Source organism: Belnapia sp. F-4-1 (assembly GCF_000802185.1).
Taxonomy (GTDB): Bacteria; Pseudomonadota; Alphaproteobacteria; order Acetobacterales; family Acetobacteraceae; genus Belnapia.
Window position 1 is genome coordinate 2,028,494 of sequence record NZ_KN676113.1, and the last position, 25,003, is coordinate 2,053,496.

A 25,003-nucleotide genomic window follows, 5' to 3' on the forward strand; every position below is an offset into this window, starting at 1 on the left:
GCCCTTGCGCCCCGCGCCTGTTTCGCGCGGCCCACCGGCCGCCGCCGCTCCGAGGACGTCACCGCCTATGAATTCGCTCGAGCTGAACAAGGCCTTTGCCGCCGTGCTGACGGCCGGGATCACCTTCATGGTGGCCGGCCAGGTGGGCAAGCTGCTGGTGCATGGCGAAAAGCCGCATGAAAGCGCCATTCGCATCGGCGACCCGACCGGCGGCGCCCCGAGCGCCGCTCCGGCCGCCGCCCCGCAGGCCGAGCCGATCTCCGGCCTCCTCGCCAGCGCCGACGTCGCCGCCGGCCAGCAGATCGCCCAGCGCAATTGCGGCGCCTGCCACAGCTTCGACCAGGGCGGCCGGAGCGGCATCGGCCCGAACCTCTACAACGTCGTCGGCGCGCCGCATGGGCATGTCGAAGGCTTCAATTACTCGGCGGCGCTCAAGGGCAAGCAGGGCCCCTGGGACTACGAGGAGCTGAACCACTGGCTCTACAAGCCGGCCTCCTATGCGCCGGGCACCCGCATGGCCTTCGCCGGCCTGAGCAACACCCAGCAGCGCGCCAATGTGGTCGCCTATCTGCGCAGCCTCTCGCCGAGCCCGAAGCCGCTGCCGCCCGCCGGTGAGGCCGCTGCCCCGGCGGCCGCGCCCGCCGCTGCGGCTGCTGCGGCGCCCGCCGCGGCCCCGGCTCCGGGCGGCGCCCCCGCCGCTGCTCCGGCCGCCGCCTCGGCCGAACTGCCGCCGATCGCCCCGCTGCTGGCCAACGCCAACGCGGACAACGGCGCAGCCATCAGCCGCCGCCTCTGCGCCGTCTGCCACACCTTCACCGAGGGTGGCCGCAACGGCGTCGGCCCCAACCTTTATGACGTGGTCGGCAAGCCGCACGGCCATCTCCAGAGCTTCAACTACTCGGCCGCGCTGAAGGCCCATCAGGGCCCATGGAATTACGAGGAGCTGAACCGCTGGCTCTTCAAGCCGACGACTTACGCCCCCGGCACCCGCATGGCCTTCGCCGGCGTCTCGAAGCCGGAAGACCGGGCGGACATCATCGCCTATCTCCGCAGCCTGTCGGCCAACCCGCAGCCGCTGCCGTAACCGGGCCGGGAACTCAGCCTAGCGGCTGAGTTCCCGCGTCATCGCCTCGATCCCGCCGAGGGTCAGCGGGAACATCCGATCTTCCATCAGCTGCCGCACCAAGCCGATGGAATGCGTCCGTCCCCAGCCCGCCTGCGGCATCGGGTTCAGCCAGGCGCTGCGGCGGAAATGCCTGGTCAGCCGCGCCATCCAGGCGCTCCCCGGCTCCTCGTTCCAGTGCTCGACGCTGCCCCCGGGCTGGACGATTTCATAGGGGCTCATGCTCGCATCCCCGACGAAGACGGCATTGTAGTCCGGCCCGTATTTCCGCAGCACCTCGAGGGTCGAGACCTCGCTTTCCCGCCGCCGCCGGTTGTTGGTCCATAGCCGCTCATAGGGGCAGTTGTGGAAGTAGAAATGCTCGAGATGCTTGAACTCCGCCCGTGCGGCTGAGAACAGCTCCTCCGACAGCTTGACCCAGTCATCCATCGACCCGCCGATGTCGAGGAAGAGCAGCACCTTCACCGTATTGTGCCGCTCCGGCACCAACTTCAGGTCGAGCGACCCGGCATTGTTCGCGGTGGAGCGGATGGTGTCCGGCAGGTCGAGCTCCGTCGCCGCCCCCTGCCGGGCGAAGCGCCGCAGCCGCCGCAGCGCCAGCTTGATGTTCCGCGTGCCGATCTCGACCGAATCGTCGAGGTCGCGGAATTCCCGCTTGTCCCACACCTTCACCGCCCGCCGGTGCCGGCTCTCCTCCTGCCCGATGCGCACGCCCTCCGGGTTGTACCCATGCGCGCCGAAGGGCGAGGTCCCGCCCGTGCCGATCCATTTGCTGCCGCCCTGGTGCCGGCCCTTCTGCTCGGCGAGGCGCTGCCGCAGCATCTCCATCAGCTTGTCGAACCCGCCCGCGGCCTGGATCGCCGCCTTCTCCTCCTCGGTCAGCAGCTTCTCCGCCATCTTGCGGAGCCATTCCTCCGGCAGCTGCCGCACCAGCGTGTCGAACCCCTCGCCCTCCGGCGCCTCCAGCCCCTTGAACACCTCGCCGAAGACCCGGTCGAAGCGATCGAGATGCCGCTCGTCCTTGACCAGCGCCGCACGGCTGAGATGGTAGAAGTCGTCGACATTGTAGTCGGCGACCCCTTCCTTCATCCCGCGCAGCAGGGCGAGATACTCGGTGATGCTCGCCGGGATGCCGGCATTGCGCAGCGCCAGGATGAAATGCGCGAGCACCGCCCGCTACCTCTGCCGCTGCCGCGAGAGGAAGGCCAGCCGCTCGAACAGATGCACGTCCTGCTCGTTCTTCAGCAGCGCCCCGTGCAGCGGCGGGATCGCCACCTTCGGGTCGGAGGAGCGCAGCACCTCCGGCGGCAGGTCCTCGATCATCAGCAGCTTCAGCCAGTCGAGCAGCTCGGAGGTCGCCGGCTTCTTCTTCAGCTCGTTGACGCCGCGGATCTGGAAGAAGACGTTCAGCGCCTCACGCGCCAGCTCCTGCTTGATGTCGGGAAAATGCGCCTGGACGATGCGGTCCATCGTCTCCCGGTCGGGGAAGCGGATGTAGTGGAAGAAGCAGCGCCGGAGGAAGGCATCCGGCAGCTCCTTCTCGTTGTTCGAGGTGATGATGACGACCGGGCGGTGGCGCGCCACCACCGTCTCCTTCGTCTCGTAGACGAAGAACTGCATCCGATCGAGCTCGAGCAGCAGGTCGTTTGGGAATTCGATGTCGGCCTTGTCGATCTCGTCGATCAGCAGGACGTGCTGCCGGTCGGCGGCGAAGGCCTCCCACAGCTTGCCCCGCACGATGTAGTTCGAGATGTCGTGCACCCGCTCGTCGCCGAGCTGCCCGTCGCGCAGCCGCGAGACGGCGTCGTACTCGTAGAGCCCCTGCTGCGCCTTGGTGGTGGACTTGATGTGCCACTCGATCAGCGGCAGGCCGAGCGCCTTCGCCACCTCATGCGCCAGCACCGTCTTGCCGGTGCCCGGCTCGCCCTTCACCAGCAGCGGCCGCTGCAAGGCGACGGCGGCGTTGACCGCCACCTCCAGGTCGCGCGAGGCGATGTAATTCTCGGTGCTCCTGAACCCGGCCACGCCTGCCCCCTCGCCATTCCCTTTCGGGGCAAGGTGGCCTCTCCCCCGGCATCGGGCAAGCCATCTTCGGCGTATCCGCGGGGTGCCTCATGACCGAGCCACCGGACCGCAGCCCATTACCGGTTCGGCCGCAGGCCCCAGGACCTCAGCCCCGCCGAGCGCCTGGCCGACAAGGTCGCCGAACTCGGCGGCTCCTGGGCCTTCATCCTCGGCTTCGGCCTGTTCCTGCTGGCCTGGGCGCTGCCCTTCGGCGCCTGTCGCTACATCTTCCGGAACCTGCTGCTCCCGATGATCGCCGCCCTCCAGCCCCGATCATCATGATGAGCCAGAACCGCCAATGACTGCGAGGCGAACCTGAAGGCCTGGATCGAGACGGTGGCTCCGCACGAGAAGCTGGACCCGCTCTGCACCCGCGAGATCGAGGTGCTGCTCGCCCGCCAGCAGGAGCGGATCGACCTGCTGGCGCGGCTGCTGGGTGAGGAAGGACCAAAGCAAGCTCCGACCAGGTGGAATCACCTGATCGGAGTATCTGCCCGACCGAACACGACCTGGACCGCGCCCCGCGCTCTCAGGAACGCGGATCGTGGCCGGTCCTGCGGGACTTCAGACCTTCGCCAGCCCCGCCGCCTTCATCGCATCGCCGAGCGCCTTGTCCGCCGCCGCCAGCGCCTGCCCCGCGCCCGCGCCGTCGGCATAGACCAGGCCGAAGCCGCGCGCGTTCATGAACTCCTGGTACTCCTTGGAGTCGAACACCTTCTTCAGCGCCGGCTCGATCGCCGCCTTCACCTCGGCCGGCAGGTTCGCCGGCCCGGCGATGATGCGCATCGCGCCGGCGGTGATGTCGATGTTCATCGTCTCCTTCAGCGTCGGGATATTGGCGAAGGCCGAGAGCCGCTCCGGCGCCATCACCGCGAGACTCCGCGCCCGCCCGGCATCCAGCATCGCCCGCGCCTCGGGGACGGAGCAGGTGGTGAAGTCGAGCCCGCCCGCCGCCAGGTCCTGCATCGCCGGCGCCGCGCCGTTGGAGGGCACCCAGCGTACATGATCCGCCTTCAGCCCCATCGCGCCGAGCCAGCTCGCCAGCGCCAGGTGCCAGATGCCGCCCTGGCCCGTGCCGCTCGCCTTGAACTTGCCCGCCGGGCTTGCCTTGATCGCATCCGCCAGCTGCTGGACGTTCTGATAGGCCGAGCTGGCATTCACCTGGATGCCCGGCGGGTCGTTGTTCAGCTGCCCGAGCGGGGTGAAGTTCTTGTAGGTAACCTCCGTCAGCCCCTGCCAGTGCAGCATGCAGATCTCGGAGGTGATGATGCCGAGCGTGTAGCCGTCCGGCGAGGCCTGGGCGATGGCGGTATGCCCCACCACGCCGGAGCCGCCGGTGCGGTTCACCACGTTGAAGGGCTGGCCCAGCTCCCGCTCCAGCAGGGTGGCGGCGATGCGCAGCACCGCGTCCGTCCCGCCGCCCGCGGCCCAAGGGCAGAGCATCTGCACCGGCCGCGCCGGCCAGCGCGGCTGGGCGAGGGCAGGGGAGGCGAGGGGGGCGGCGATGAGGGCGGCGCCCGCCCCCAGCAACCCACGGCGATCGATCGAAACCATGACATGTCCTCCGGCTGACTTGTTGATTATCGTTACTATATCGCACCCTATGCCGGCAAGCGCCGCCCGCCGGTCCGGTTCCAGATCCACACCCCGAGCGGCCAAAGCAGCGCGCCGATGGTCATCGCCGCCAGCACGGCGGAAACCGGCCGCTCGAAAAAGGGCATCACGTCGCCATCCGACTTGATGAGCGAGGTGATGAAATTCTGCTCCACCATTGTCCCCATGACGATGCCCAGCACCAGCGCCGCGACCGGATAGCCGTTCCGCTCCATGACGAAGCCGAGGATGCCGAAGACGCCGACCAGCAGCACCGAGAACAGGTTGTTCCCCGTCGCATAGGCGCCGACGGCGCAAAGCAGCAGGATCACCGGCATGATCGAGGCCCGCGGCGCCCGCAGCACCTTGGAGGCGATGCGGATCATGACGATGCCCAAGGGGATCATGATGATGTTGGCGATGATGAAGATGAGGTAGAGCGCATACATGCTGCGCGCATTCTCGGTGAAGAGCGTCGGCCCCGGGTTCAGCCCCTTCATGTAGAGCACGCCGATGGCGATGGCCGTGATGGTGTCGCCCGGGATGCCGAAGAGCAGCGACGGCACCCAGCCCGAGGCGAGCGAGGCGTTGTTCGAGGCCCCCGCCTCGACCAGCCCCTCCGGGTGCCCCGTCCCGAACTTCTCGGGCTCCTTCGAGAACTTCTTCGACATCGCATAGCTGACCCAGGCGGCCATGTCGGCCCCGGCCCCCGGCAGCACGCCGATGATGACGCCGACGATATTCCCCCGCCACATCGGCCATTGGTACTTCTTGGTCAGCTTCCACTGCCCAGCGAGGATGGAGCCGAATTTCCGGTCCGGCATCTTCGGCGGCTCAGGCGTCGCCATCGCCCGCATCACCTCGCTGACGGCGAAGACGCCGACCAGCGCCGGGATCGGCTCGATCCCCCCCAGCAGGTCCGTCAGCCCGAAGGTGAAGCGCGGCGTGCCGGCCGGATTCTCCATCCCGATGCAGGCGATCAACAGCCCGAGCAGCATGGAGGCGATCGCCTTGATCGGCGAGGAGCGCGCCACCAGCGTCGCGCACATCAAGCCGAGGAAGGCGAGCCAGAAATACTCGAAGGTCGAGAAGGACAGCGCCATCTCGGCCAGCAGCGGCGCCATCAGCACCAGCGAGAGGGTGCCGACAATGCCGCCGATGGCCGAGAACCAGAGCCCGGCGCCGAGCGCCACCTCCGGCTGGCCTTTGCGCGTCATCGCATAGGCTTCATCGGTATAGGCGGCCGAGGCCGGCGTGCCCGGGATGCGCAGCAGGCAGCCCGGGATGTCGCCCGAGAAGATCGCCATGGCAGACGCCGTGATGATCGTGGCGATGGCCGCGATCGGGCTCAGCCAGAAGGTGACGGGCACCAGCAGCGCCGTCGCCATGGTGGCCGACAGCCCCGGCAGCGACCCGACCACCAGCCCATAGATCGCCGAGGCGACGATGGCGATGATGACATCCGGCGCCGCGACCAGGCGGAAGGCTTCGATGACTTCGTTCATGATACGCCTACCACGGTGCCGGCAGCACGCCGTCGGGCAGGGGCACCCGCAACAGCTTGTAGAAGGCGAGATGCACGAGCGCCGGCGCCACCACCGCCAGCGGCACGGCCAGCCGCATCCGCGCCCCGAGCGCCACCGCAACGGCGAAGACGATGATCGCCCCCGTCAGCAGGAAGCCGAGCGGCTCCGAGGCCAGCATGTAGAACAGCAGCAGGGCAGGGGGGATCAGCACGCGCAGCCCGCTGAGGCGCGAGCCCGTCGCCGACACCTCTTCTTCCGGAGCCTCGAAGCTGCGGCCAATGCCGAGGGCGATCAGCGCTCCGCAGATCACGAGGCCGGAGCCGATCAGCAGCGGGAAGGCGGCCGGCCCGACATCCTGTCCCGGCACCGCCGGCAGGCGCGAGCCGCTCCAGGCCGCGAGGCCCCCGAGGACCACCAGGACCCCCCCGGTCACCCGGTCGGATAATTGCACGGGTTCTTTCCCCCCTTGGACGCTCAGACTCCGCAACCACTCTACCCGGCCCATCCCCGAGGTCCAGACCGCGCCCGCCGATTTGGCGCTCACGTCGCGGCAAGGCATCATCAAGCCGAACGGAGAAACGCCCCAACCATGACACCCGATTGGTACGACCGGCTCCACTCCATCGAGGCGACCGAGGCCGGCCTCGCCTCGGCCGGCTACATCGCCAGCCGCCCCATCGCGACCGCGGCCTGGCTGGCGCATCACCTGCAGAAGCCGATCCTCGTCGAAGGCCCCGCCGGCGTCGGCAAGACGGAGCTGGCGAAGGCGCTGTCGCGCTGGCTCGGCATCGGGCTGATCCGCATGCAGTGCTACGAGGGCCTCGACGAATCGAAGGCCCTCTACGAGTGGAAATACGGCAAGCAGCTGCTCTACACCCAGATCCTGAAGGACCGCCTCGGCGCCGCCCTCGGTGAGGAGCCCGGCCTCGACGCCGCGCTCGCCCGCCTGCACGGCTTCGGCGACCTCTTCTTTTCCGAGCAGTTCCTCGAGCCCCGCCCCCTGCTGCGCGCCCTCCGCGAGCCCGGCGGTGCCGTTCTCCTCATCGACGAGGTCGACAAGGCCGATCAGGAATTCGAGGCCTTCCTGCTCGAACTCCTCTCCGACTACCAGGTCTCCATCCCCGAGATCGGCACCGTCCGCGCCGATGTGCCGCCGCTGGTACTGCTCACCTCCAACAGCCAGCGCGACCTCGGCGACGCGCTGAAGCGCCGCTGCCTCCACCTCCATATCGGCCTGCCCGATGCCCGGCTGGAGGCGCGCATCCTCGCCGCCCGCCTCCCCGGCCTCGAGGACGAGCTGCGCCGCCAACTCGTCGCCTTCGTCCAGCAGCTCCGCACGCTCGACCTGCGCAAGCTCCCCTCGGTCAGCGAGACCATCGACTGGGCCCGCACCTTGCTCCTGCTGCATGTCCGTGAGCTGGACGTGGCGCTGGTGCGGGACACGCTGAATGTCCTGCTGAAATTCGAGGCCGATATCGAGGCCGCCGAACCGCGCCTCGCCGAGCTGCTGGCCTCCGCCCGGCGCGACGCCGTCCCGATCCGCTGATGCAGGGCCCGCTGCTCGACTTCCTGCGCGCCGCCCGCAGCGCCGGCCTCCGCATCTCGCCGGCCGAGAGCATCGATGCCGCCCGCGCCGTGGAGCAGGTCGGCTATGCCGACCGCGCCACGCTGCGCGACACGCTCTCCCTCGTCCTGGCGAAGTCTGCGGAAGAGAAGCGCCTTTTCGCCGACTGCTTCGACCTCTTCTTCTCCCGCCCGGCCTTCACCCCCGAGCAACCGGAGGAAACTGCGCCCGCCACGGCCGACAGCCCGCTGGCGCAGATGCTGCTCGCCGGCGACCAGTCCGGCCTCGCCGCTGCCGCCGAGGGCGCCGCGTCGGAGATCGAGGTCGCCAACATCACCATCTTCACCCAGGTGAACCTCTACACCCGCCGCATCCTGGAGCGCATGGGCCTCGCCGCCCTCGACCGCGAGATCGCCTCTGCCCCGCCCGCGATGGCCGGCCGCCTGCGCGAGGGCCGTGACCGCCTGCGCGAGCAGGTTCGTGAATTGGTCCAGCAGAACCTCGCCCTCTACGCCCGCGGCCAGGCCGAGGAGTACCGCAACCGGACGCTCACCCGTACCCGCCTCGCCGCCATCGACCGGCGCGACCATGACCGCATGCGCAAGCTCGTCCGCGCCATGGCCCGCCGCCTCGCCACGCAATACGGCCGCCGCCGCAAGCGCCGGCGCCGTGGTCTCCTCGATGCCCGCCGCACCATCCGCCGCAACATGGGCTGGGACGGCCTGCCCTTTCTCCCCGTCTGGAAGGAGGAAGTGATCGACAAGCCGAAGCTCGTCGTCCTCTGCGACGTCAGCGGTTCCGTCGCCGCCATGGCGCAATTCCTGCTGCTCTTCCTCTACTCGCTGAACGAGGCCCTCGCCGGCCTGCACGCCTTCGCCTTCTCCGGCACGCTCGTCCCCGTCTCCGACCTGCTGGAAAGCCAACCCATCGAGCGCGCCATCCCCGCCGTGCTCGACCGCGCCGGCTTCGGCTCATCCAATTACGGCCAAGCCCTCGCCGACTTCGCCGAAGGGCATATGGCCCTGCTCGACAGCCGCACCACGGTCATCATCCTCGGCGACGGTCGCGGCAACCGCACCGACCCGCGCGCGGACCTCCTCGCCGCCATGGCCAACCGGGCGAAGCAGATCGTCTGGCTGAACCCGGAGCCCCGCCCGATCTGGGGCACCGGCGATTCCGACATGCCCCGCTACGCCCCGCATTGCCGCGTCGCCGCCGTCTGCAACACCCTCGACGCGCTCGACCGCATCATCGCCGGCCTGCTGCGGGATGGCGCCTGATGAAGTCGATGAAGGCCCGCAGCGGCGCCGGCACCAGCCGCCGCCCCGAATAGTAGAGGAAGGGCCCCGGGAAGGACGGCCACCACGGCTCCAGCACCGCCTCCAGCGCCCCGCTGTCGAGATACGGCCGCAGCCAGTCCTCGAACAGCGCGACGATCCCCGCGCCGCCGACCGCCGCCTCTACCGACAGATCCACCGCCCCGCCGACATTGACGACCAGCGGCCCCGTGGGATCGACCCGCACCGTCTCGCCCTCCCGCTCGAACTCCCAGGGCGGCATGTTCCCGCTCGGGAAGCGCCCGCGCAGGCAGGCATGCCCCAGCAACTCGCGCGGATGCTCCGGCCGTCCACGCCGGTCGAGATAGTCCGGTGCCGCCGCCGTTGCGAAGCGCTGCACCCGCGGCCCGATCGGCACCGCGATCATGTCCGCCTCCAGCCGCTCGTCGTAGCGGATGCCCGCATCGCAGCCGGCGGCCAGCACATCGACGAAGCTTTCCTCGGCCGTGACTTCCAGCCGGATCTCGGGATAGGCCGCGAGGAATCCCGGCACGATCGCCGGCAGCACCAGCCGCGCCGCACTGACCGGCACGTTGAGCCTGAGCGTCCCCGCCGGCCGGTCGCGGAAGCCGTTGACCACGTCCATCGCGGCCTCCACCTCGCCGAGCGCCGGCCCCAGCCGCTCCAGCAGCCGCTCGCCCGCCTCGGTCGGCCGCACGCTCCGCGTCGTCCGGTGCAGCAACCGCACACCGAGCCGCGTCTCCAACCGCCGCACCGCCTCGCTGAGGCCGGAGGCGCTGGCCCCCGCCACCCGCCCCGCCTCGCGGAATCCCCCCGCCCGCGCCACCGCAAGGAAAGCCTGAAGCTCACCGAGATCCGCCGCCATTGTCCGATATTCCGCACAGGTCGTGCGGATCGTGGCCCGTTCTCGCGCAGTGCGGCAGGCCCTAACTCTGGCCGGCACCCAGGAGAACCCCCATGACCAACATCGACCAAGCCGGCACCTTCCAGCTCGGCAGCCGCCCGGTGAAGCGCCTCGGCTACGGCGCCATGCAGCTCGCCGGCCCCGGCGTCTTCGGCCCGCCCCGCGACCGGGACGCGGCGCTCGCCGTGCTCCGCGCCGCCGTCACCGCCGGCGTGGACCACATCGACACCAGCGACTTCTACGGCCCCCACGTCACCAACCAGTTGATCCGCGAGGCCCTCTCGCCCTATCCCGCCAACCTCACCCTCGTCACCAAGATCGGCGCCAGGCGCGACGAGAAAGGCGCCTGGCTCCCCGCCTTCTCCGCCGAGGCGCTGACCCAGGCCGTCCACGACAACCTCCGCAACCTCGGCCTCGACGCGCTGGAGGTCGTCAACCTCCGCATCATGTTCGACGTCCACGGCCCCGCCGAAGGCTCCATCGAGGCCCCGCTCACTGCGCTCACCGAGCTGCAGCGCCGCGGCCTCGTCCGCCATATCGGCCTCAGCAACGTCACCGCGGCCCAGGTCGCTGAAGGCCGCCGCCTCTGCGCCATCGCCTGCGTGCAGAACCAGTACAACCTGGCCTATCGCGGCGACGACGCCCTGATCGACGCCCTCGCCCGCGACGGCATCCCCTACGTGCCCTTCTTCCCGCTTGGCGGCTTCAGCCCGCTGCAGTCCTCGACGCTCTCCGGCGTGGCGGAGCGGCTGGGAGCCACGCCGATGCAGGTGGCGCTCGCCTGGCTGCTGCGCCGCTCGCCCAACATCCTGCTGATCCCCGGCACCTCCTCGGTCGCCCATCTGCGGGAGAACCTCGCCGCGGCCGAGCTTCACCTCCCGGACGAGACGATGGCCGAGCTGAACCGCATCGGCACCGCCGCCTGAGGCGCACCGCCCGGGCGGCTCCCGTTCCGGGCGCCGTCAGGCCGCTCGCCAGCGGCGGCCCGATCCGCCACTATCCCGGCCGTCCCGGTCCATCCTCAGCAAGGTCCCATGCCCGACCTGTTCAGCCCCTACACCCTCAAGGGCGTCACCCTCCGCAACCGCATCGCCATGTCGCCCATGACGATGTACCGGTCGGTGGACAGCAGAATGGGCGACTACCACCTGATGCTGCTCGGCTCGCGCGCCGCCGGCGGCTTCGGCCTGGTCTTCCCCGAGCAGATCGCCATCACCCCCGACGGCCGCACCGGCACCTGCTGCGCCGGCATCTGGGACGATGCCCAGGTCGAGGGCCTGGCCCGCGTCTGCGCCCTGGTGAAGGAGATGGGCGCCGTCCCCGCCATCCAGCTCGGCCATACCGGGCGTAAGGGCAGCGAGCAGAAGCCCTGGGAGGGCAAGCGGCAGATCGCCCCCGACCACCCGGATGGCTGGCAGGTGCGCGGACCCTCCGCCATCACCTATGGCGGCCGCTACACCTACCCGGTGCAGGCGCTGAGCATCCCCGAGATCCACGCCCTGCACCGCGCCTATGCCGATGCCGCGCGGCGGGCGCTCGCCGCCGGCTTCGAGTGGCTGGAGATGCATTTCGCCCATGGCTATCTCGGCGCCAGCTTCTTCTCCCCGCTCGCCAACCAGCGGACCGACGCCTATGGCGGCAGCCTGGAGAACCGCCTGCGCTTCCACCGCGAGGCGCTCGATGCCGTGCGCGCCGTCTGGCCGGAGCGCCTGCCGCTGACCATGCGCCTCGGCTCCGACGACTTCCATCCCGATGGCGTGCAGTTCGACGACGCGGTCTGGGCGGTCGGCGAGCTGAAGCGGCACGGCCTCGACCTCGCCGACCTCAGCCTCGGGATGAACACCGACGACCTGCGCGAGCCGCCTTTCTCGCAGGCTGCCTTCATGGTGGAGCGGGGCAACCGCGTCCGCCGCGAATGCGGCATCCCGGTCGCGGTCAGCTGGAACCTCGGCACGCCCGCCATCGCCGACCGCGTGATCCGCGAGGAGCTGATCGACCTCGTCTTCCTCGGCCGCCCGGCGCTCGCCAACCCCCACTGGCCGGTCTGGGCCGCGCGCGAGCTGACGCATGCGGACCCGTTCTCGCTACTGCCGCAAGACTGGTCCTGGTGGCTGAAGAACCGCCCGGGTTCCGAGAACTCGCATGGCTGGCCGGCACCCGCGGCCAGGCCCTGAGGCACGGAAGCCGCCCTACCGCACCGCCGTCACCACCTTCGCCCTGATCCGCCCGACGACCACCCCCTCGCCGAACCTTGCCGCGACGGCCTTGGCCGCAGCCTCCGTCGCCGCCGTCAGCGCCCCGTCGCCCCGCGCCTCGATCTCGCCCCGCATCGGCGTCCCCTGGCAGAAGCCGATGGCAACAGCCCGCGCCTCTGCCGCCCGGCTCTCCCGCTCGACGGCCTCCTCTTCGACCGCCCCGAACCCAACCTCCCGCAGCAGCGCGCAGAGCGGCGCCAGTTCGTGATGCCCATGCGGCGTCCGCACCAGGAACATCGGCGGATCATCCGGGAACAGCCCCGCCACGGCCTTCACCACCGCATCGGCGAAGTCATTCGCTTCGATCCGGTCCCAGACGCTGAACAGCAGGCGCCCGCCCGGCTTTAGTACCCGATGCGCCTCGGCGAAGGCCCGCGCCTTGTCCGGGAAGAACATCACCCCGAACTGGCAGACCACCGCATCGAACATCCCGTCGGGGAAGGGCAGCGCCTGCGCATCCGCCTGCCGCCACTGCACCCGCGCCGAGGCCAGCCGCCCCGCCGCATGATCCAGCATCGGCTGATTGAGATCCGTCGCCACGATGCCGACGCCCGGCGGCAGCGCCGCATCCAGCGCTCGCGTGGCGACGCCGGTCCCCGCCGCCGTCTCCAGCACCTGCCCCTCTGCCACCCCCGCCAGCCTGACCGCCATGTCCTCCGCATAAGGCGCGAAGATCATCGGCCCAAGGTAGCGGTCATACAGCGCGGGGACGGAGCCCCGGAATTCCCGGTCGGCATCCATGCGGGCGGCCTCCTCACCGGAGGATCATGCCGCAATCCCGGCCCCCGCTGCGCATCCTCCGCCAGGATTGAACGCCCCCCGGAGCCGTTGGACCGACCCGATCGGCCTTGCCCGACAGGCGTCGAGCGCCAATCCGGGGAGTTCCTAGCCCGGTGCATTCCTCGGCGGCTCGAACCGCACCGCGCCCGGATGCAGCACCGTCGCCCGCGGCGCATCGGCGACGCTCAGCACCCCCGCCTGCGCGAAGGTCCCCCGGATCTCCTCGGCGAAACCTGCCGCCGCATGGTCGCCCCCCGCCTCGCCGAGCGCCGCGACGGCATAAAGGAAGGCCCGTCCCGCGAAGCACATATCCGCCCCGACGGCCACCGCCCGCAGCACGTCGAGCCCCGAGCGGATCGACCCGTCGAACAGCACCTTCGCCCGTCCGGCCACCTGCGCCGCGATCGCCGGCACCGTGTCGATCGAGGCCGGCGCCGCGTCGAATTGCCGCCCCCCATGGTTCGACACCCAGATCCCGTCGACGCCGAGCTGCACCGCCCGCTCCGCGTCCTCCGGATGCTGCAACCCCTTCAGCACCAGCGCCCGCGGCCAGGCATCGCGGAAGCGCGCGATGTCCTCCCAGGTCACGCCCGTCACCATGTTCCGCTGCACGAAGCCCGCCATCTCCGCGAGCCCCGCCCCCTCGCCGGCATAGGGCCGCATGTTGGGGAAGCTCGGCAGCCCCGCCCTGAGCGAGGCCACCGCCCAGGCCGGCGCCCGCGCGATGTCGAACACCGTCCGCGGCCGGTAGCGGAACGGCATCACCAGCCCGTTGCGCACGTCATGCACCCGCTTCTGCCGCGCCGGCACGTCGAGGGTGATGACCAGCGCATGCGCCCCCACCGCCTCCGCCCGCCGGATCAGGTCGAAGGACAGCGCATGCTTCTCCCCCGGCAAGCCGTAGAGCTGGAACCAGAACACATCGGGCGCGATCCGCGCCAGCTCCTCCATCGCCACATTGGCGACGGTCGAGGACACGTACGGGATGCCCGCCCGCTGCGCCGCTGCCGCGAGGATCGCATCCGCCCGCGGCCACACCATGCCGACATTGCCCATCGGCGCGACGCCCACCGGCGCGTTGTAGACCCGCCCGAACAGCTCCGTCCGCACCGACACCGCCGAAACATCCAGCGCATAGCGCGGCACGATCCGCACCGCATCCATCCCCGCCCGGTTATGCGCGACATTCGGCGCCCCGTCGCCCACGCCTCCCGCAACGAAATCATAGGCGAAGCGCGCGATCCGCGAGCGCGCCCGCCGCTGCAAGTCGCTGAAGCTTGGGAAGCGCCGACGCAGCCGCGCGGCCGGCGTCTCCGCCACTGTGCTGCTCATGCCGCCCCTCCCATCTCGTTGTTTGCGCCACATCTTCACGCCAATGCCACGGAAGGCAACCCGCCAGCCCGCCCCGCGCTCAAGGACCAAAAGAGGATCCGCCAATGCCCCGCCCGACCCTCCCCCTCCTGGCGACGCTCGCCCTCCTCGCCGGCTGCGTGACCCCCGACCAGCCGCCCCAGGGCTATGCCACCCTGCCCCCCGATTCCGTCCAGGGCGCCGGCGACCCGGCCCGCGCGGCGATCATCGGCAGCGCCTATGCCTTCGGCAATCCGTCGAGCCTCGCCGGCAACCCCGCCGCCGCGGCCCGCGCCGTCGCCAACTATGAATACCTGGCGACCGAGCTGCCCTATGGCCCGCGCTGGCGCGGCTTCAACGGCCCCATCGGCCCGCTCTTCAACGACGGTCTGCAGGAGCTTCGCCCCGCCATCGGCATCGCGCCAAATGCTCAGGCCCAGCCGGTCGTGCAGTCGCTCTACGCCGCCTCCCGCGCCATCAATGCCGGCGACCAGGCAGGCGCCGAGCGCATCCTCTCCAACCCCGCCTTCCCCGCCGGCGGCGCCGCCACCCTCCAGCGCCTGTCGAACCTCCCCCGCCTGCCGCGCGTCGCCGCTGCCACCGCCTTCGCCGCGCAGGAGCTGGACCGCCAGGACCGCCTCGGCTCGCCTCGTGGCCAGGGCGGCGGTGGCGGCGGTAGCGGCGGCGGCCGCTCCTGAGAACGCCTCGCTGAACCGCTTCGCGGCTTCGCCACGGGAGGGGGCAGCCGGCCTTGAGAAGTGTTCGGAAGCCTGCTGGCCGCCAGCCACCGGGCGGCCGGCACGCTTCCTTTCCGGTCCCTTGACACGGCCTTGCGCCGCCATGGCGAGCCGCCCGCGCTTCTGCTAGCCGGGATGCATGCCGCATCCCGCTCCCTCCGCCTGGTGGCGCGACCGCCGATACCTCGTGCTGCTCGCCCTCGGCTTCGCCTCCGGCATCCCCCTGCCGCTGACCGCCGCCACGCTCCGCCGCTGGCTGTCGGAGCAGGGCCTCTCGGTCGAGCTGATCGGCCTCACCGCCTCGCTGGGCCTGGCCTACACGCTGAAATTCCTCTGGGCCCCCGCGCTGGACCAGATCGCGCCTCCCTTCTTCCGCGCCCTCGGCCGCCGCCGCGGCTGGCTCGCCTGCATCCAGCCGGCGCTGATCCTCTCCATCGTCGCTCTCGGCCTGACGACGCCGGGCCCCACCGGCTACGCCGCCACCTTCGCCCTCGCCGCCCTCGTCGCCTTCCTCTCCGCCAGCCAGGATGTCGTGGTCGATGCCTACCGCATCGACCTGCTGGAGGAGAACGAGCAGGGCTACGGCCTCGCCCTCTATGTCTGGGGCTATCGCGGCGCGCTGCTGGCGAGCGGCGCCGGGGCGCTGGCCGTGACGGAGCTGGGCGGCTGGGCCCTCGGCTACGGCCTCTGCGCCGCGCTCATCGGCATCGGCCTGCTTGCCGTCCTCGCTGGCCCCGAGCCCGCCGCCCCGCCCCGCCCGGCGGCGTCCTCCCCCGGCGGGCGCCTCCGCGCCGCCATCATCGACCCCTTCATCGACTTCATGCAGCGCCGGCACTGGCTGGCGATCCTGCTCTTCGTCGTGCTCTTCAAGCTCGGCGAGGCGCTGGCCGGCGTGATGACCCAGCCCTTCTACGCCCAGCTCGGCTTCACCCGGCTGGAGCTGGCGGCAATCAACAACGTCTTCGGCCTGCTGGCCATCCTCGCCGGCGCGCTGGCCGGTGGCTGGCTGATCCGCCGGCTCGGCATCGCCCGCGCCCTGGTGCTGACCGGCTTCGGCCAGATGCTCTCCAACCTGATGTATGTCGCGCTCGCGTTGTCGGGCCACGACCTGCCGCTGCTCTGGGCCCAGGTCGGCATCGAGAACTTCACCGACGGCATGGCCGACGCCGCCTTCCTCGCCTATCTCTCGAGCCTCACCAACCGGGCCTTCAGCGCCACGCAATACGCGCTGCTCTCCTCGCTGGCGGCCTTCGCCACCCGCACCCTCGGCGGCGCCTCCGGCTTCCTCGCCGCCTGGCTCGCCTGGCCCGGCTTCTTCCTGATGACGACGCTGGCCGCCTTGCCGGCCATGAGCATCATGCTCTGGCTGCTCCGCCGCCTGCCGCCGCGCGAAGCCCCGCCGCCAGCGGAAGCCGCCCTATCCAACCCGTGAATGGACGGTATCGACACGACGCATTGGATCATTCACCGGGCCGGCCCAACTCTCGCTGCAACGCAACATGAGTGTGCCCGCCCGATGACCGACCTCTTCCAGCCCGTGCGCCTCGGCGCCATCGACCTGCCCAACCGCGTCGTCATGGCGCCGCTCACCCGCAGCCGCACCGGCAGCGCCGGCATCCCCGGCCCGATGAACGCCACCTACTACGCCCAGCGCGCCACCGCCGGCCTCATCATCGCCGAGGCGACGCAGATCTCGCAGCAGGGCCAGGGCTACGCTTTCACCCCCGGCATCATCACCGAGCAGCAGATCGCCGGCTGGCGCCAGGTGACGGACGCCGTCCACCGCGAAGGCGGCCGCATCGTTCTCCAGCTCTGGCATGTCGGCCGCATCTCCCACCCGAGCCTGCAGCCGGATGGCGCCCTTCCCGTCGCCCCCTCGGCGATCAAGGCGGAAGGCCAGGCCTTCACCGAGAGCGGCTTCGCCCCCTTCGTCACCCCCCGCGCGCTGGAGACCGACGAGATCCCCGGCATCGTCGAGGACTACCGCCGCGCCGCCCGCAACGCGCAGGAGGCCGGCTTCGACGGCGTCGAGATCCACGGCGCCAATGGCTACCTGATCGACCAGTTCCTCCGCGACGGCACCAACCAGCGCACCGACCGCTACGGCGGCAGCATCGAGAACCGCACCCGCCTCCTGCTCGAAGTGACCGAGGCCGTCACCTCCGTCTGGGGCGGCGAGCGCGTCGGCTTGCGCCTCTCCCCGATCTCGCCGGCCAACGACATCCGCGACAGCAACCCGCAGGCGCTGTTCGACCATGCCGTCGCGGCCCTCGCGCCCTTCAACCTCGCCTACCTCCATGTGGTCGAGGGCGCGACCGGCGGCTCCCGCGACGCTCAGGGCTTCGACTTCAGCGCCCTCCGCCGTGCCTTCCGCGGCGCTTACATGGCCAACAACGGCTACGACCTGCCGCTGGCCCAGGCGGCGCTCGCCGAGGGAAGGGCGGATGCCATCGCCTTCGGCCGCCCCTTCATCGCCAACCCGGACCTCGTCGAGCGCCTCCGCACCGGCGCGCCGCTCAACCAGCCGCAGAAGGAAACCTTCTACGGCGGCGACGAGCATGGCTACATCGACTATCCGGCGCTCACCCGGAAGGCGGCGTAAGGCTGGGGGCCTAGGCCCCTGGAACCCCCACGGGGGGACAGGCGTCCCCCCGGACCCCGGCCTGAGTTTTTGCTTGCGAAACGTCCCGGTCGGGGATATAGGAATATATCCTTTCCTTAGAACGGTCCGATGCTGTCGGGCAGGATGAAGTCGCTGGCCGTCAGATGGTGGATGCCGGTCAGCTCGATCTCCACGTAATGCTCCGTCGGCTTCTCCGGCGGATCATTGTCCGTGCGGAAGCCATTCGGCGCCGAGATCTGGATCACTGTATTTCCGTCCTGGAACTCGTAGCGCGCCTGCATGGCATGGCTCGCCACGAAGTCGCCCATGCCGAGGAACAGCCCCGCCGGCTGGCCCGAAGGCGGCGGGTGATGATTGTGGTACCCCGAGATGTCGATCAGATCCTGCCCGTGCCGGAAGTCGCTAATGACGTCCCGCTCCCCCGGCCCGACCGCGGTATCCCGGAGGCCGCCATAATTGGCTAGGTAGCCGAACAGGAAGATGTCGTGCCCCGCGCCGCCGACCAGCGTATCGACCCCGGTGCTCCCTTGCAGCGTGTCCCGTCCGGCGCCGCCCTCCAGGGTATCGTCGTTAGCGCCGCCTCGGATGAAGTCGTTGCCCGCGCCACCGGACAGCAGGTTCCGGCCATCATCCACCAGCTCGAAATCATGGACCGGAATGCTGCCAAAGCCGAGGATCGAGTCGTCGCCCGCCCCGCCGAAGACCGTGTCGGCCCCATAGCCGGCCACGACCGTGTCATTCCCTGCGCCGCCGAAGATGAGGTTGTTGCCCGGCCCCGGCGTGCTGCCCTGCGACGGGCCGTAATTCGACGGATCATAGGGCTCCATCGGCGGCGGATAGTTGTCGCCGGCAATGAAGTCATGCCCGGCCCCGCCGAACAGGATATCGCTCCCCTCCCGACCCAGGAGGAAATCATCGCCGTGACGGCCGAGGATCAGGTCGGTGCCGTCTGTGCCGCGCAAGGTGTCATCGGCGCGCGAGCCGGGAATGAACGACATTCTGGTGTTTCCTCTCGCCGGGGGGCTTCACCCTCCGGTCGAGGATTGGACACCTTGATCCATGCCCAGTCACGAATTCCCTGAACAAGGAGTCGTTATCCTGGGTTGCGGTCAGGAACTTCATTCCGCACCGGCCGCGAATGCTGGAACGCCCTCAATTCCTCAATTCTAAAATCGCTGCCAGCGAACCAAGCTCCTTCAAGAACTTGGCCCGCCACCGGCGTCCCCGGAATTGAAGACCCGCCTCAGCCGTTGCGCAGCGCCACGGTGAATGCCGCCTCGGTCTTCGCCGTGATCTCCTCGAGCGTCACCTCCGGCGCCAGCTCGACCAGCTTCACCTCGGTCTCGCCCTTCCGGGCGATCTCGAACACCCCAAGCTCGGTGATGACCATATCGACCACCCGCGCGCCCGTCAGCGGCAGGGAGCATTCGCGGAGCAGCTTCGGCTTGCCGCCCGCGGTGTGCTCCATCAGCACCACCACCTTCTTCACCCCGGCGACCAGGTCCATCGCCCCGCCCATCCCCTTCACCATCTTGCCGGGGATCATCCAGTTGGCGAGGTCGCCATTCGCCGCCACCTGCAAGGCGCCGAGGATCGACAGGTCGATGTGCCCGCCGCGGATCATGGCGAAGCTGTCGGCCGAGGAGAAATAGCTGCTCGTCCGCAGCTCGGTGATGGTCTGCTTGCCGGCATTGATGAGGTCGGCGTCCTCGTCCCCCTCATAAGGGAAGGGTCCGAGCCCCAGCATCCCGTTCTCGCTCTGCAGCTGCACGCTCATGCCGGACGGCACGTGGTTCGCCACCAGCGTCGGGATGCCGATGCCGAGATTGACGTAGAACCCGTCCTCGAGCTCCGCCGCCGCGCGGGCGGCCATCTGGTCACGCGTCCAGGGCATCGTCGCTCTCCCTCAGGCCAATACGCGCTTGCGCGTGGTGCGCTGCTCGATCCGCTTCTCGAAACCGGCCGGGCACTCGATCATCCGCTTCACGAAGATGCCCGGCGTCACGATGTGGTCCGGGTCGATGTCGCCCGCCTCCACGATGCGCTCCACCTGCGCGACCGTCATCCGCGCCGCAGTCGCCATCATCGGATTGAAGTTCCGCGCCGTCTTCCGATAGACGAGGTTGCCCTCGGTATCGCCCTTCCAGGCATGGATGATAGAGAGGTCGGCGACGAGCCCGCGCTCCATCACATAGGTCTCGCCGTCGAACTCCGCCGTCGGCTTGCCCTCGGCGACTTTCGTGCCCACGCCCGTCTTGGTGTAGAAGGCGGGGATGCCCGCGCCGCCGGCCCGGATGCGCTCGGCCAGCGTGCCCTGCGGGTTGAACTCGATCTCGAGCTGCCCGGCCAGGTACTGCTCGGCGAAGGTCTTGTTCTCGCCGACATAGCTGCTGATCATCTTCCGCACCTGCCGCGTCTGGAGCAGCAGGCCGAGCCCCGCATCGTCGATGCCGGCATTGTTCGAGACGATGGTCAGATCCTTCACGCCGCTCTCGCGGATCGCCTCGATCAGCAGCGAGGGAATGCCGCACAGCCCGAACCCGCCCGACATGATCATCATGCCGTCGCGCAGCGTCCCGGCCAGGGCCTCCTTCGCGTCGCTATAGACCTTCCCCATGGGCGCCAGCTCCCTGCCTGCGGCGGATATCGAGGCGCAACCTAGTCGTGTCGATGATCGCAGGAAAGAGGCGCGGAGGGGCTTGCGTACCCCGCCGGGCACCGCTATACGGCGCCTCCTTCCTGGGGGGCCATAGCTCAGTTGGGAGAGCGCTTGAATGGCATTCAAGAGGTCGGCGGTTCGATTCCGCCTGGCTCCACCAGGGACTTCGCCGGCAGGCCGCTAAGCCGCCGGCAGGAACCTTCCCCTGTCGATCCCGGTTCATCTTGCCCCATTACGGGGATGACGCTGCGACCACCGCCAAGCAGGACAACCGCCATGCGGCCGGGAAGCAATCCGGCGAGGGCGGCACAAGCAATGCCGGTGGCACCGCCCCCGGCCCCTGCGACTCTTCAGCCAGCGTGGGCAAGGACGGCGAGCAGTGCGCCATCGCCGGCAGCGGCGACGAGACGACGCACAACCGTCCCGGCCGCAAGACGCAGGGCTGAGCCCATGCCAGGCAGGACGTGACACGCGGCGAGGAATTGCTGCATCTCGCGGACCGCCTCGGCCAAGTTGAGCGCGGCGGCGCCGGCGCCGATCTCAGCCTGCACCTGGCCCTCGTGCTCGAGGGCGACGTGATGCCCTACACGCGCTGCGCCGAGCTTGCCTGGGAGCTGCTGCCCGCGCGCTACGCCTGGCTCCCGCCCATCCGCTCCGGCGAGCGGGTCTACATGGCCTGCCGTCGGGCCGATGATGGCCTGCTGCACCGCCAATGGGCCCGCACCCTGCCGCTGGCGATGTGCGGCGCCCTGCTGCGCGCCCACGCCGCCCTGGCGGCCGGGAGCTAATCCCGCAGCGCCCGCCATTCGGCCAACGACACCACTTTCGCCTCGCAATGCTGTGGCGGGACAGCTGGCCTGCTTGCCTGCGGCAGGACCGTCGTTCCGCGTGCCTGCGGCAGGACGATTGCCTTGCGTGCCTGCCGGAGGACGATCGCGTCGCGTGCCTGCGGCACGACGACCGTGCCTTCCGGCGCGGAGCGGTTGACCTGCCGGAAGGCGAGCTGCAACGCGACCATCCGTGGCCGCACCCAGGGCGACTCCATCCGCAGCCCGGAGTCCAGCCGCGCCGCGTCCGGCCGGGCGAAATAGCTCGCGGCATAAAGCCGCGCCCTGCGTTCATCCGACGCCATGACATAGCAGGGACCGCGATAGGTGCTCGCCGACCATTCCGCGGCTTCTGCCGCGACTGGGAGGGGGATCAGGCCGAACAACGGCATGGCGTGCTCATTCCGGAGGGTTACAATCTCAGGTTGATGATATTCACTGTCTCCGTCACTCGGTTCTTAACGAAACACGCCGTTACGCGTGACCAACATGCATCGATCTGACACCGAAGTGACCAGCTCGCGCATAGCCTTATGCCGCGCTGCAGCGTAATCACCCTGAGGTTGCGAGTGCGACGAACGCCAACAGCGCCTCATTCGGAACACCGCAGGAGATCGCTATGCAGGCCGAGCGCCACAAACGTTTCCATGGCTACGTGAAGGTCGAGGTCCAGGGCCGCGCTCCGCGCCGCTGGGGCTGGGCCATCTACCGCTCGGACTCGGAAACCCTCGTGCTGCGCGCCAACACCGGCTTCGCCTATGCGGAAGATGCCTGGAAAGCCGGCCAATCCGCCTTGCACGCCCTGGAGGCTGGCGAAGCCGCCACGCCCATCGCTGCATAACCGAGCGTGGTAAAATCTGGTGCCGACACCCAGGATTGAACTGGGGACCTACTGATTACGAATCAGCGAAATCATCTCGCTACTATCAAGCATTAAGGTGCCATAGGAACCCTAAAGGGTTGCATTACAACGCGTTGGGTGAATACGATATCACCACAAGATGCCATGCGGACCTACTGCGGACCTTCCGCTGGGTCCGCACGGGGTCCGCAAGAGCGGGGTGAGCGGGTTCATGCCGAAGCTGACGGATAGATTCATTGCCGGCCTCCAGCCTGAGGGCACAGCGAAAGACCGGCTGGCCTTCGATACCGAGTGTCGAGGCTTAGGGGTCCGCGCCACGGCCGCCGGTAGCAAGAGCTTCATCGTCCAGTGGACCGACACCCCCACCGGCCGAAAGGTGCGGGAGCGCCTAGGCGCTTGGGGCAGCATCACGGTTGAGCAAGCCCGCGCGGCAGCACGTGCTCGGCTGGGGCGGGTGGCGCAGGGGATCAATCCGGCAATTGAACGAGCTGCGGCAAGAGCGGCTGATGAGGCCCGCCGGGCCGCATTAGCAGCAGCGAAGGAGGAAGCCCGCTTCACCTTGGACGCGCTCATTACGGACTGGGCGCGGCTACACCTGGCCGGCAAGCGGGCACGCTATAGCGCCGAGGCCGAGCGGGCGCTCCGGGTGGCCTTCCGCACACATCTGGACCGGCCGGCGGCTGCCCTCACCCACGTGGCAGTGATCGCTGTGCTGGATGCGCTGGCGGGCGCCGGTAGGGCATCCATGGCAAGCCGTACCATGGCCTATGGCCGAGCCTGCTACGGTTGGGCGGTGAAGCGGCGGCGCCTGTCGCTCAACCCCTTTGCCGGACTGCCGGTGATCCAAGGCGGCAATCCCACGCGGGATCGGGTGTTGACCGATGCCGAGATCGGTGCCGTATGGCGCGCGGCCGGGACGTTGGGCCATCCGTTCGGTCCGCTAGTGAAGGTGCTGTTTCTGACGGCGCAGCGCCGAGAAGAGGTGGCCGCGCTCCGGTGGTCCGAACTCTCCGTCGACCGATCGACATGGACCCTGCCTGGGGCCCGGGCAAAGAACGGCAAGGCGCATGTGGTGCACCTGGCCGAGCCGGCGCGCGCGATCCTAGCGGGCCTGCCCCGCATCGCCGGCCAGGACTTGGTGTTCAGCACCACCGGTACGACGGCTCCCACCGGGTTCAGCAAGGCGAAGCTGGCGCTGGAGGCTGCTATGGCGAAGGACCTGGCCGAGCAGGCGACTGGACCGGTGCCGGGCTGGCGCTTTCATGACTTCCGACGGACAGCCGTCACCTGGCTGGCCGGCGCCGGGTTCCCGCCACATGTGGCTGACCGGTTGCTGAATCACGTTGGCGGCAGCATTCAGGGCGTGGCCGCGATCTACCAGCGGGGTGAGTTTTTGGCCGAGCGCAAGGCGGCGCTGGAGGCTTGGGCGCAGCATGTGGCGGTGTGCGGCGAGCACGACCAGTCGGCGGCAAGCAACGTGGTGAGAGGGAGCTTCGCAGGGAGGAAAATGCCGGATTTCGGCCGCTCGCGGTGAGGTGCCAAGTCGGGCAGAACGGAAGTCGAGATGAGATGTGGTTCGAGGCAAACTCGTAAGGGCGCTGCGCGAGCAGGGTAGCACCGCCAAAGGAACGGCTGCCGGCGCTGCAAGGGCAAAGTGGAACAGCGCCCCAACATAGCCCACCCCTCCGGCACCCCCCTTTGGAGCAAATGGGACCCTAGACCGAGAACATCGAGCTTTGCTCAGTCGATCCTATTGCCCCCCCCGAAACTCACTCCGCTTCCGTCTGAGGAAGGTGCCGCCAGTAAATTTTCAGAATCCATAAGGCAAATTTTCAAGTCCTACAGACGGTTAGCCGGATGGCGACCTTTACCCAAGGTGCCGTAATCACGGGACGAAGTGTTGTCCCTCATGGCACTCTGCGTCGCATGAGAAAACCAAAGACTGATCGTACCGCCGACCTTCCAGGAGAGTACGGGCCGGGCTCGTTGATCTGGTCTCCAGAGCAATTGGCCGCTCACCAGGAAAGCGTCTACCGCTTCACGGAAGCAAATCACGGAACGGCTCTGGCGCGGGATGCTCTTGAGGACATTCTGCGCCGAACACGTGATCGCAGCATCAAAGCGCCATCCGATGCCGATGACAGGGCCGTCGTCCACTATCTGAATGAGGAGGAGAAGGCGAAAGCGGATGGTGAGCAGGCAACGCCTCACACATTGGCGCGGCGAGCGGCGAAGGTCCTGGAGCCCGAAGATGTGCACCCTGATCGGCTCCGTGCCACGACGGCGGCCGTCCTGCGTGCGGTCGACCGCTACAAAAAATCTGCTGATGGACATCGGAAGGCAGCTGATGTTCCCGACCCGCTAACGGCTCTCGTCCAGCTCATGAATCCCAAGTCCGGCGCACAGTGAACGCCTAAACACGGAACACATATTCACTAAGCGAAGTACCTTTTTCGCTGCACGAGGTGCCTTTGTAGTCCAATTGAATCCCCGTCGCGGACAAGCCGCTGTCGAGGATTCTATGAGCCCAATCTATTCAGAGAAAGAAGTCGCCGAGCACTACGGAATCAGCGCACGTACGCTGAAGCGCTGGCGCGAAGAAGGTGGCGGTCCAGAATACGTCCGCCTCGGGCGGCGGCGCATCGCCTACACAGACGCCGCGCTCGCCGCCTGGACGGCGGCGCGCAGCCACGCGCATCGAGCTGCTGAGATGGCGAAGGAAACAGCGGACAGCGGGTGAACAGCTGCCGACCCGCTCGGTCTGGCTCCGCGGGTTGGCGGGGCCGCTTCGTCTCTCAACGCCGCTGCCCCAACGAACACCAAGCCGACAAACTGAGT

The 25,003-nt window shown here is 69.1% G+C and carries 26 protein-coding genes and 1 tRNA gene; 15 read left to right on the top strand and 12 right to left on the bottom strand.

What is annotated here, in order from left to right; all coding sequences use genetic code 11:
- Positions 1 to 67: 67 nt before the first annotated feature.
- On the top strand, positions 68 to 1,084 hold the full coding sequence (locus LH62_RS31945; protein ID WP_082012451.1) for a cytochrome c family protein: 1,017 nt from the start codon (positions 68 to 70) through the stop codon (positions 1,082 to 1,084).
- 18 nt (positions 1,085 to 1,102) lie between these two features.
- Here LH62_RS31945 and LH62_RS09845 read toward each other — a convergent pair whose 3' ends face one another.
- The 5 genes from LH62_RS09845 to LH62_RS09865 form a co-directional block, all read right to left on the bottom strand.
- Positions 1,103 to 2,293 carry a VWA domain-containing protein gene (locus LH62_RS09845; protein WP_043360929.1) on the bottom strand — a complete coding sequence of 397 codons (1,191 nt, stop codon included), beginning with the start codon at positions 2,291 to 2,293 and terminating at the stop codon, positions 1,103 to 1,105.
- 6 nt (positions 2,294 to 2,299) lie between these two features.
- Entirely contained in the window at positions 2,300 to 3,148 is an 849-nt protein-coding gene (locus tag LH62_RS09850; protein ID WP_043360931.1) for a MoxR family ATPase, read from the bottom strand.
- Positions 3,149 to 3,751: 603 nt separating this feature from the next.
- The gene (locus tag LH62_RS09855; protein ID WP_043360933.1) at positions 3,752 to 4,741 is read right to left on the bottom strand and encodes a tripartite tricarboxylate transporter substrate binding protein; all 990 of its coding nucleotides are present in this window, start codon (positions 4,739 to 4,741) and stop codon (positions 3,752 to 3,754) included.
- 47 nt (positions 4,742 to 4,788) lie between these two features.
- The gene (locus LH62_RS09860) at positions 4,789 to 6,285 is read right to left on the bottom strand and encodes a tripartite tricarboxylate transporter permease (protein ID WP_201445459.1); all 1,497 of its coding nucleotides are present in this window, start codon (positions 6,283 to 6,285) and stop codon (positions 4,789 to 4,791) included.
- 7 nt (positions 6,286 to 6,292) lie between these two features.
- The gene (locus LH62_RS09865; RefSeq protein WP_043360934.1) at positions 6,293 to 6,757 is read right to left on the bottom strand and encodes a tripartite tricarboxylate transporter TctB family protein; all 465 of its coding nucleotides are present in this window, start codon (positions 6,755 to 6,757) and stop codon (positions 6,293 to 6,295) included.
- 138 nt (positions 6,758 to 6,895) lie between these two features.
- On the opposite strand from LH62_RS09865, the gene LH62_RS09870 reads away from it, so the two are divergent.
- The gene (locus LH62_RS09870; protein ID WP_043360937.1) at positions 6,896 to 7,852 is read left to right on the top strand and encodes a MoxR family ATPase; all 957 of its coding nucleotides are present in this window, start codon (positions 6,896 to 6,898) and stop codon (positions 7,850 to 7,852) included.
- Positions 7,852 to 9,150, top strand: a complete 1,299-nt coding sequence (locus LH62_RS09875) for a VWA domain-containing protein (RefSeq protein ID WP_043360939.1) — start codon at positions 7,852 to 7,854, stop codon at positions 9,148 to 9,150. Before LH62_RS09870 ends, LH62_RS09875 begins: the two co-directional genes overlap by 1 nt.
- Here LH62_RS09875 and LH62_RS09880 read toward each other — a convergent pair.
- The gene (locus LH62_RS09880; protein ID WP_043360940.1) at positions 9,119 to 10,033 is read right to left on the bottom strand and encodes a LysR family transcriptional regulator; all 915 of its coding nucleotides are present in this window, start codon (positions 10,031 to 10,033) and stop codon (positions 9,119 to 9,121) included. The genes LH62_RS09875 and LH62_RS09880 overlap by 32 nt on opposite strands.
- Before the next feature lie 92 nt (positions 10,034 to 10,125).
- Here LH62_RS09880 and LH62_RS09885 point away from each other — a divergent pair, with 92 nt between their 5' ends.
- Complete coding sequence (locus LH62_RS09885; RefSeq protein ID WP_043360941.1) at positions 10,126 to 10,998, top strand: aldo/keto reductase family oxidoreductase; 873 nt, start codon at positions 10,126 to 10,128, stop codon at positions 10,996 to 10,998.
- Between the two features lie 108 nt (positions 10,999 to 11,106).
- A complete protein-coding gene (locus LH62_RS09890) occupies positions 11,107 to 12,246 on the top strand; it encodes an NADH:flavin oxidoreductase (RefSeq protein WP_043360942.1) in 1,140 nt (379 codons plus the stop codon).
- 15 nt (positions 12,247 to 12,261) lie between these two features.
- Here LH62_RS09890 and LH62_RS09895 read toward each other — a convergent pair whose 3' ends face one another.
- Together LH62_RS09895 and LH62_RS09900 are read right to left on the bottom strand one after the other, a co-directional pair.
- Complete coding sequence (locus LH62_RS09895; RefSeq protein WP_043360946.1) at positions 12,262 to 13,068, bottom strand: class I SAM-dependent methyltransferase; 807 nt, start codon at positions 13,066 to 13,068, stop codon at positions 12,262 to 12,264.
- A gap of 144 nt (positions 13,069 to 13,212) precedes the next feature.
- Positions 13,213 to 14,439 carry an alpha-hydroxy acid oxidase gene (locus LH62_RS09900; protein ID WP_236552522.1) on the bottom strand — a complete coding sequence of 409 codons (1,227 nt, stop codon included), beginning with the start codon at positions 14,437 to 14,439 and terminating at the stop codon, positions 13,213 to 13,215.
- Positions 14,440 to 14,543: 104 nt separating this feature from the next.
- Between LH62_RS09900 and LH62_RS09905 the strand changes: the two genes are divergently transcribed.
- The 3 genes from LH62_RS09905 to LH62_RS09915 all read left to right on the top strand — a co-directional run bounded on the left by LH62_RS09905 (position 14,544) and on the right by LH62_RS09915 (position 17,796).
- Positions 14,544 to 15,155, top strand: coding sequence for a hypothetical protein (locus LH62_RS09905; protein ID WP_043360947.1), 612 nt, complete (start codon positions 14,544 to 14,546; stop codon positions 15,153 to 15,155).
- A gap of 178 nt (positions 15,156 to 15,333) precedes the next feature.
- Positions 15,334 to 16,626, top strand: a complete 1,293-nt coding sequence (locus tag LH62_RS09910; RefSeq protein WP_043360950.1) for an AmpG family muropeptide MFS transporter — start codon at positions 15,334 to 15,336, stop codon at positions 16,624 to 16,626.
- Positions 16,627 to 16,710: 84 nt separating this feature from the next.
- The gene (locus LH62_RS09915) at positions 16,711 to 17,796 is read left to right on the top strand and encodes an alkene reductase (protein WP_043360952.1); all 1,086 of its coding nucleotides are present in this window, start codon (positions 16,711 to 16,713) and stop codon (positions 17,794 to 17,796) included.
- A gap of 116 nt (positions 17,797 to 17,912) precedes the next feature.
- Here the strand turns inward: LH62_RS09915 and LH62_RS28225 are convergent, their stop codons facing one another.
- The 3 genes from LH62_RS28225 to LH62_RS09930 form a co-directional block, all read right to left on the bottom strand.
- Positions 17,913 to 18,815, bottom strand: coding sequence for a calcium-binding protein (locus LH62_RS28225; protein ID WP_052214063.1), 903 nt, complete (start codon positions 18,813 to 18,815; stop codon positions 17,913 to 17,915).
- Positions 18,816 to 19,060: 245 nt separating this feature from the next.
- Positions 19,061 to 19,711, bottom strand: coding sequence for a CoA transferase subunit B (locus LH62_RS09925; RefSeq protein WP_043360954.1), 651 nt, complete (start codon positions 19,709 to 19,711; stop codon positions 19,061 to 19,063).
- Positions 19,712 to 19,723: 12 nt separating this feature from the next.
- Positions 19,724 to 20,434, bottom strand: a complete 711-nt coding sequence (locus LH62_RS09930) for a CoA transferase subunit A (protein ID WP_043360957.1) — start codon at positions 20,432 to 20,434, stop codon at positions 19,724 to 19,726.
- Positions 20,435 to 20,560: 126 nt separating this feature from the next.
- Between LH62_RS09930 and LH62_RS09935 the strand changes: the two genes are divergently transcribed.
- From LH62_RS09935 to LH62_RS09945, 3 genes are all read left to right on the top strand, one after another.
- A tRNA-Ala gene (locus LH62_RS09935) sits at positions 20,561 to 20,636 on the top strand.
- 64 nt (positions 20,637 to 20,700) lie between these two features.
- Positions 20,701 to 20,922: a hypothetical protein gene (locus LH62_RS09940; protein WP_043360960.1), complete on the top strand. Its 222-nt coding sequence runs from the start codon at positions 20,701 to 20,703 to the stop codon at positions 20,920 to 20,922.
- Between the two features lie 18 nt (positions 20,923 to 20,940).
- Positions 20,941 to 21,264, top strand: coding sequence for a hypothetical protein (locus LH62_RS09945; protein WP_043360961.1), 324 nt, complete (start codon positions 20,941 to 20,943; stop codon positions 21,262 to 21,264).
- On the opposite strand, the gene LH62_RS09950 is transcribed toward LH62_RS09945, so the two are convergent.
- Positions 21,261 to 21,695 carry a hypothetical protein gene (locus LH62_RS09950; RefSeq protein ID WP_043360962.1) on the bottom strand — a complete coding sequence of 145 codons (435 nt, stop codon included), beginning with the start codon at positions 21,693 to 21,695 and terminating at the stop codon, positions 21,261 to 21,263. The genes LH62_RS09945 and LH62_RS09950 overlap by 4 nt on opposite strands.
- A 227-nt stretch (positions 21,696 to 21,922) precedes the next feature.
- On the opposite strand from LH62_RS09950, the gene LH62_RS09955 reads away from it, so the two are divergent.
- From LH62_RS09955 to LH62_RS30230, 4 genes are all read left to right on the top strand, one after another.
- Positions 21,923 to 22,144 (top strand): hypothetical protein, encoded by a 222-nt coding sequence (locus tag LH62_RS09955; protein ID WP_043360964.1) that lies wholly within the window; start codon positions 21,923 to 21,925, stop codon positions 22,142 to 22,144.
- A gap of 232 nt (positions 22,145 to 22,376) precedes the next feature.
- Positions 22,377 to 23,699, top strand: coding sequence for a site-specific integrase (locus tag LH62_RS09960; RefSeq protein ID WP_082012827.1), 1,323 nt, complete (start codon positions 22,377 to 22,379; stop codon positions 23,697 to 23,699).
- A 323-nt stretch (positions 23,700 to 24,022) separates the two neighbouring features.
- The gene (locus LH62_RS30225; RefSeq protein ID WP_144404433.1) at positions 24,023 to 24,574 is read left to right on the top strand and encodes a hypothetical protein; all 552 of its coding nucleotides are present in this window, start codon (positions 24,023 to 24,025) and stop codon (positions 24,572 to 24,574) included.
- A 112-nt stretch (positions 24,575 to 24,686) separates the two neighbouring features.
- Complete coding sequence (locus LH62_RS30230) at positions 24,687 to 24,905, top strand: AlpA family transcriptional regulator (RefSeq protein ID WP_144404434.1); 219 nt, start codon at positions 24,687 to 24,689, stop codon at positions 24,903 to 24,905.
- Positions 24,906 to 25,003: the final 98 nt, after the last annotated feature.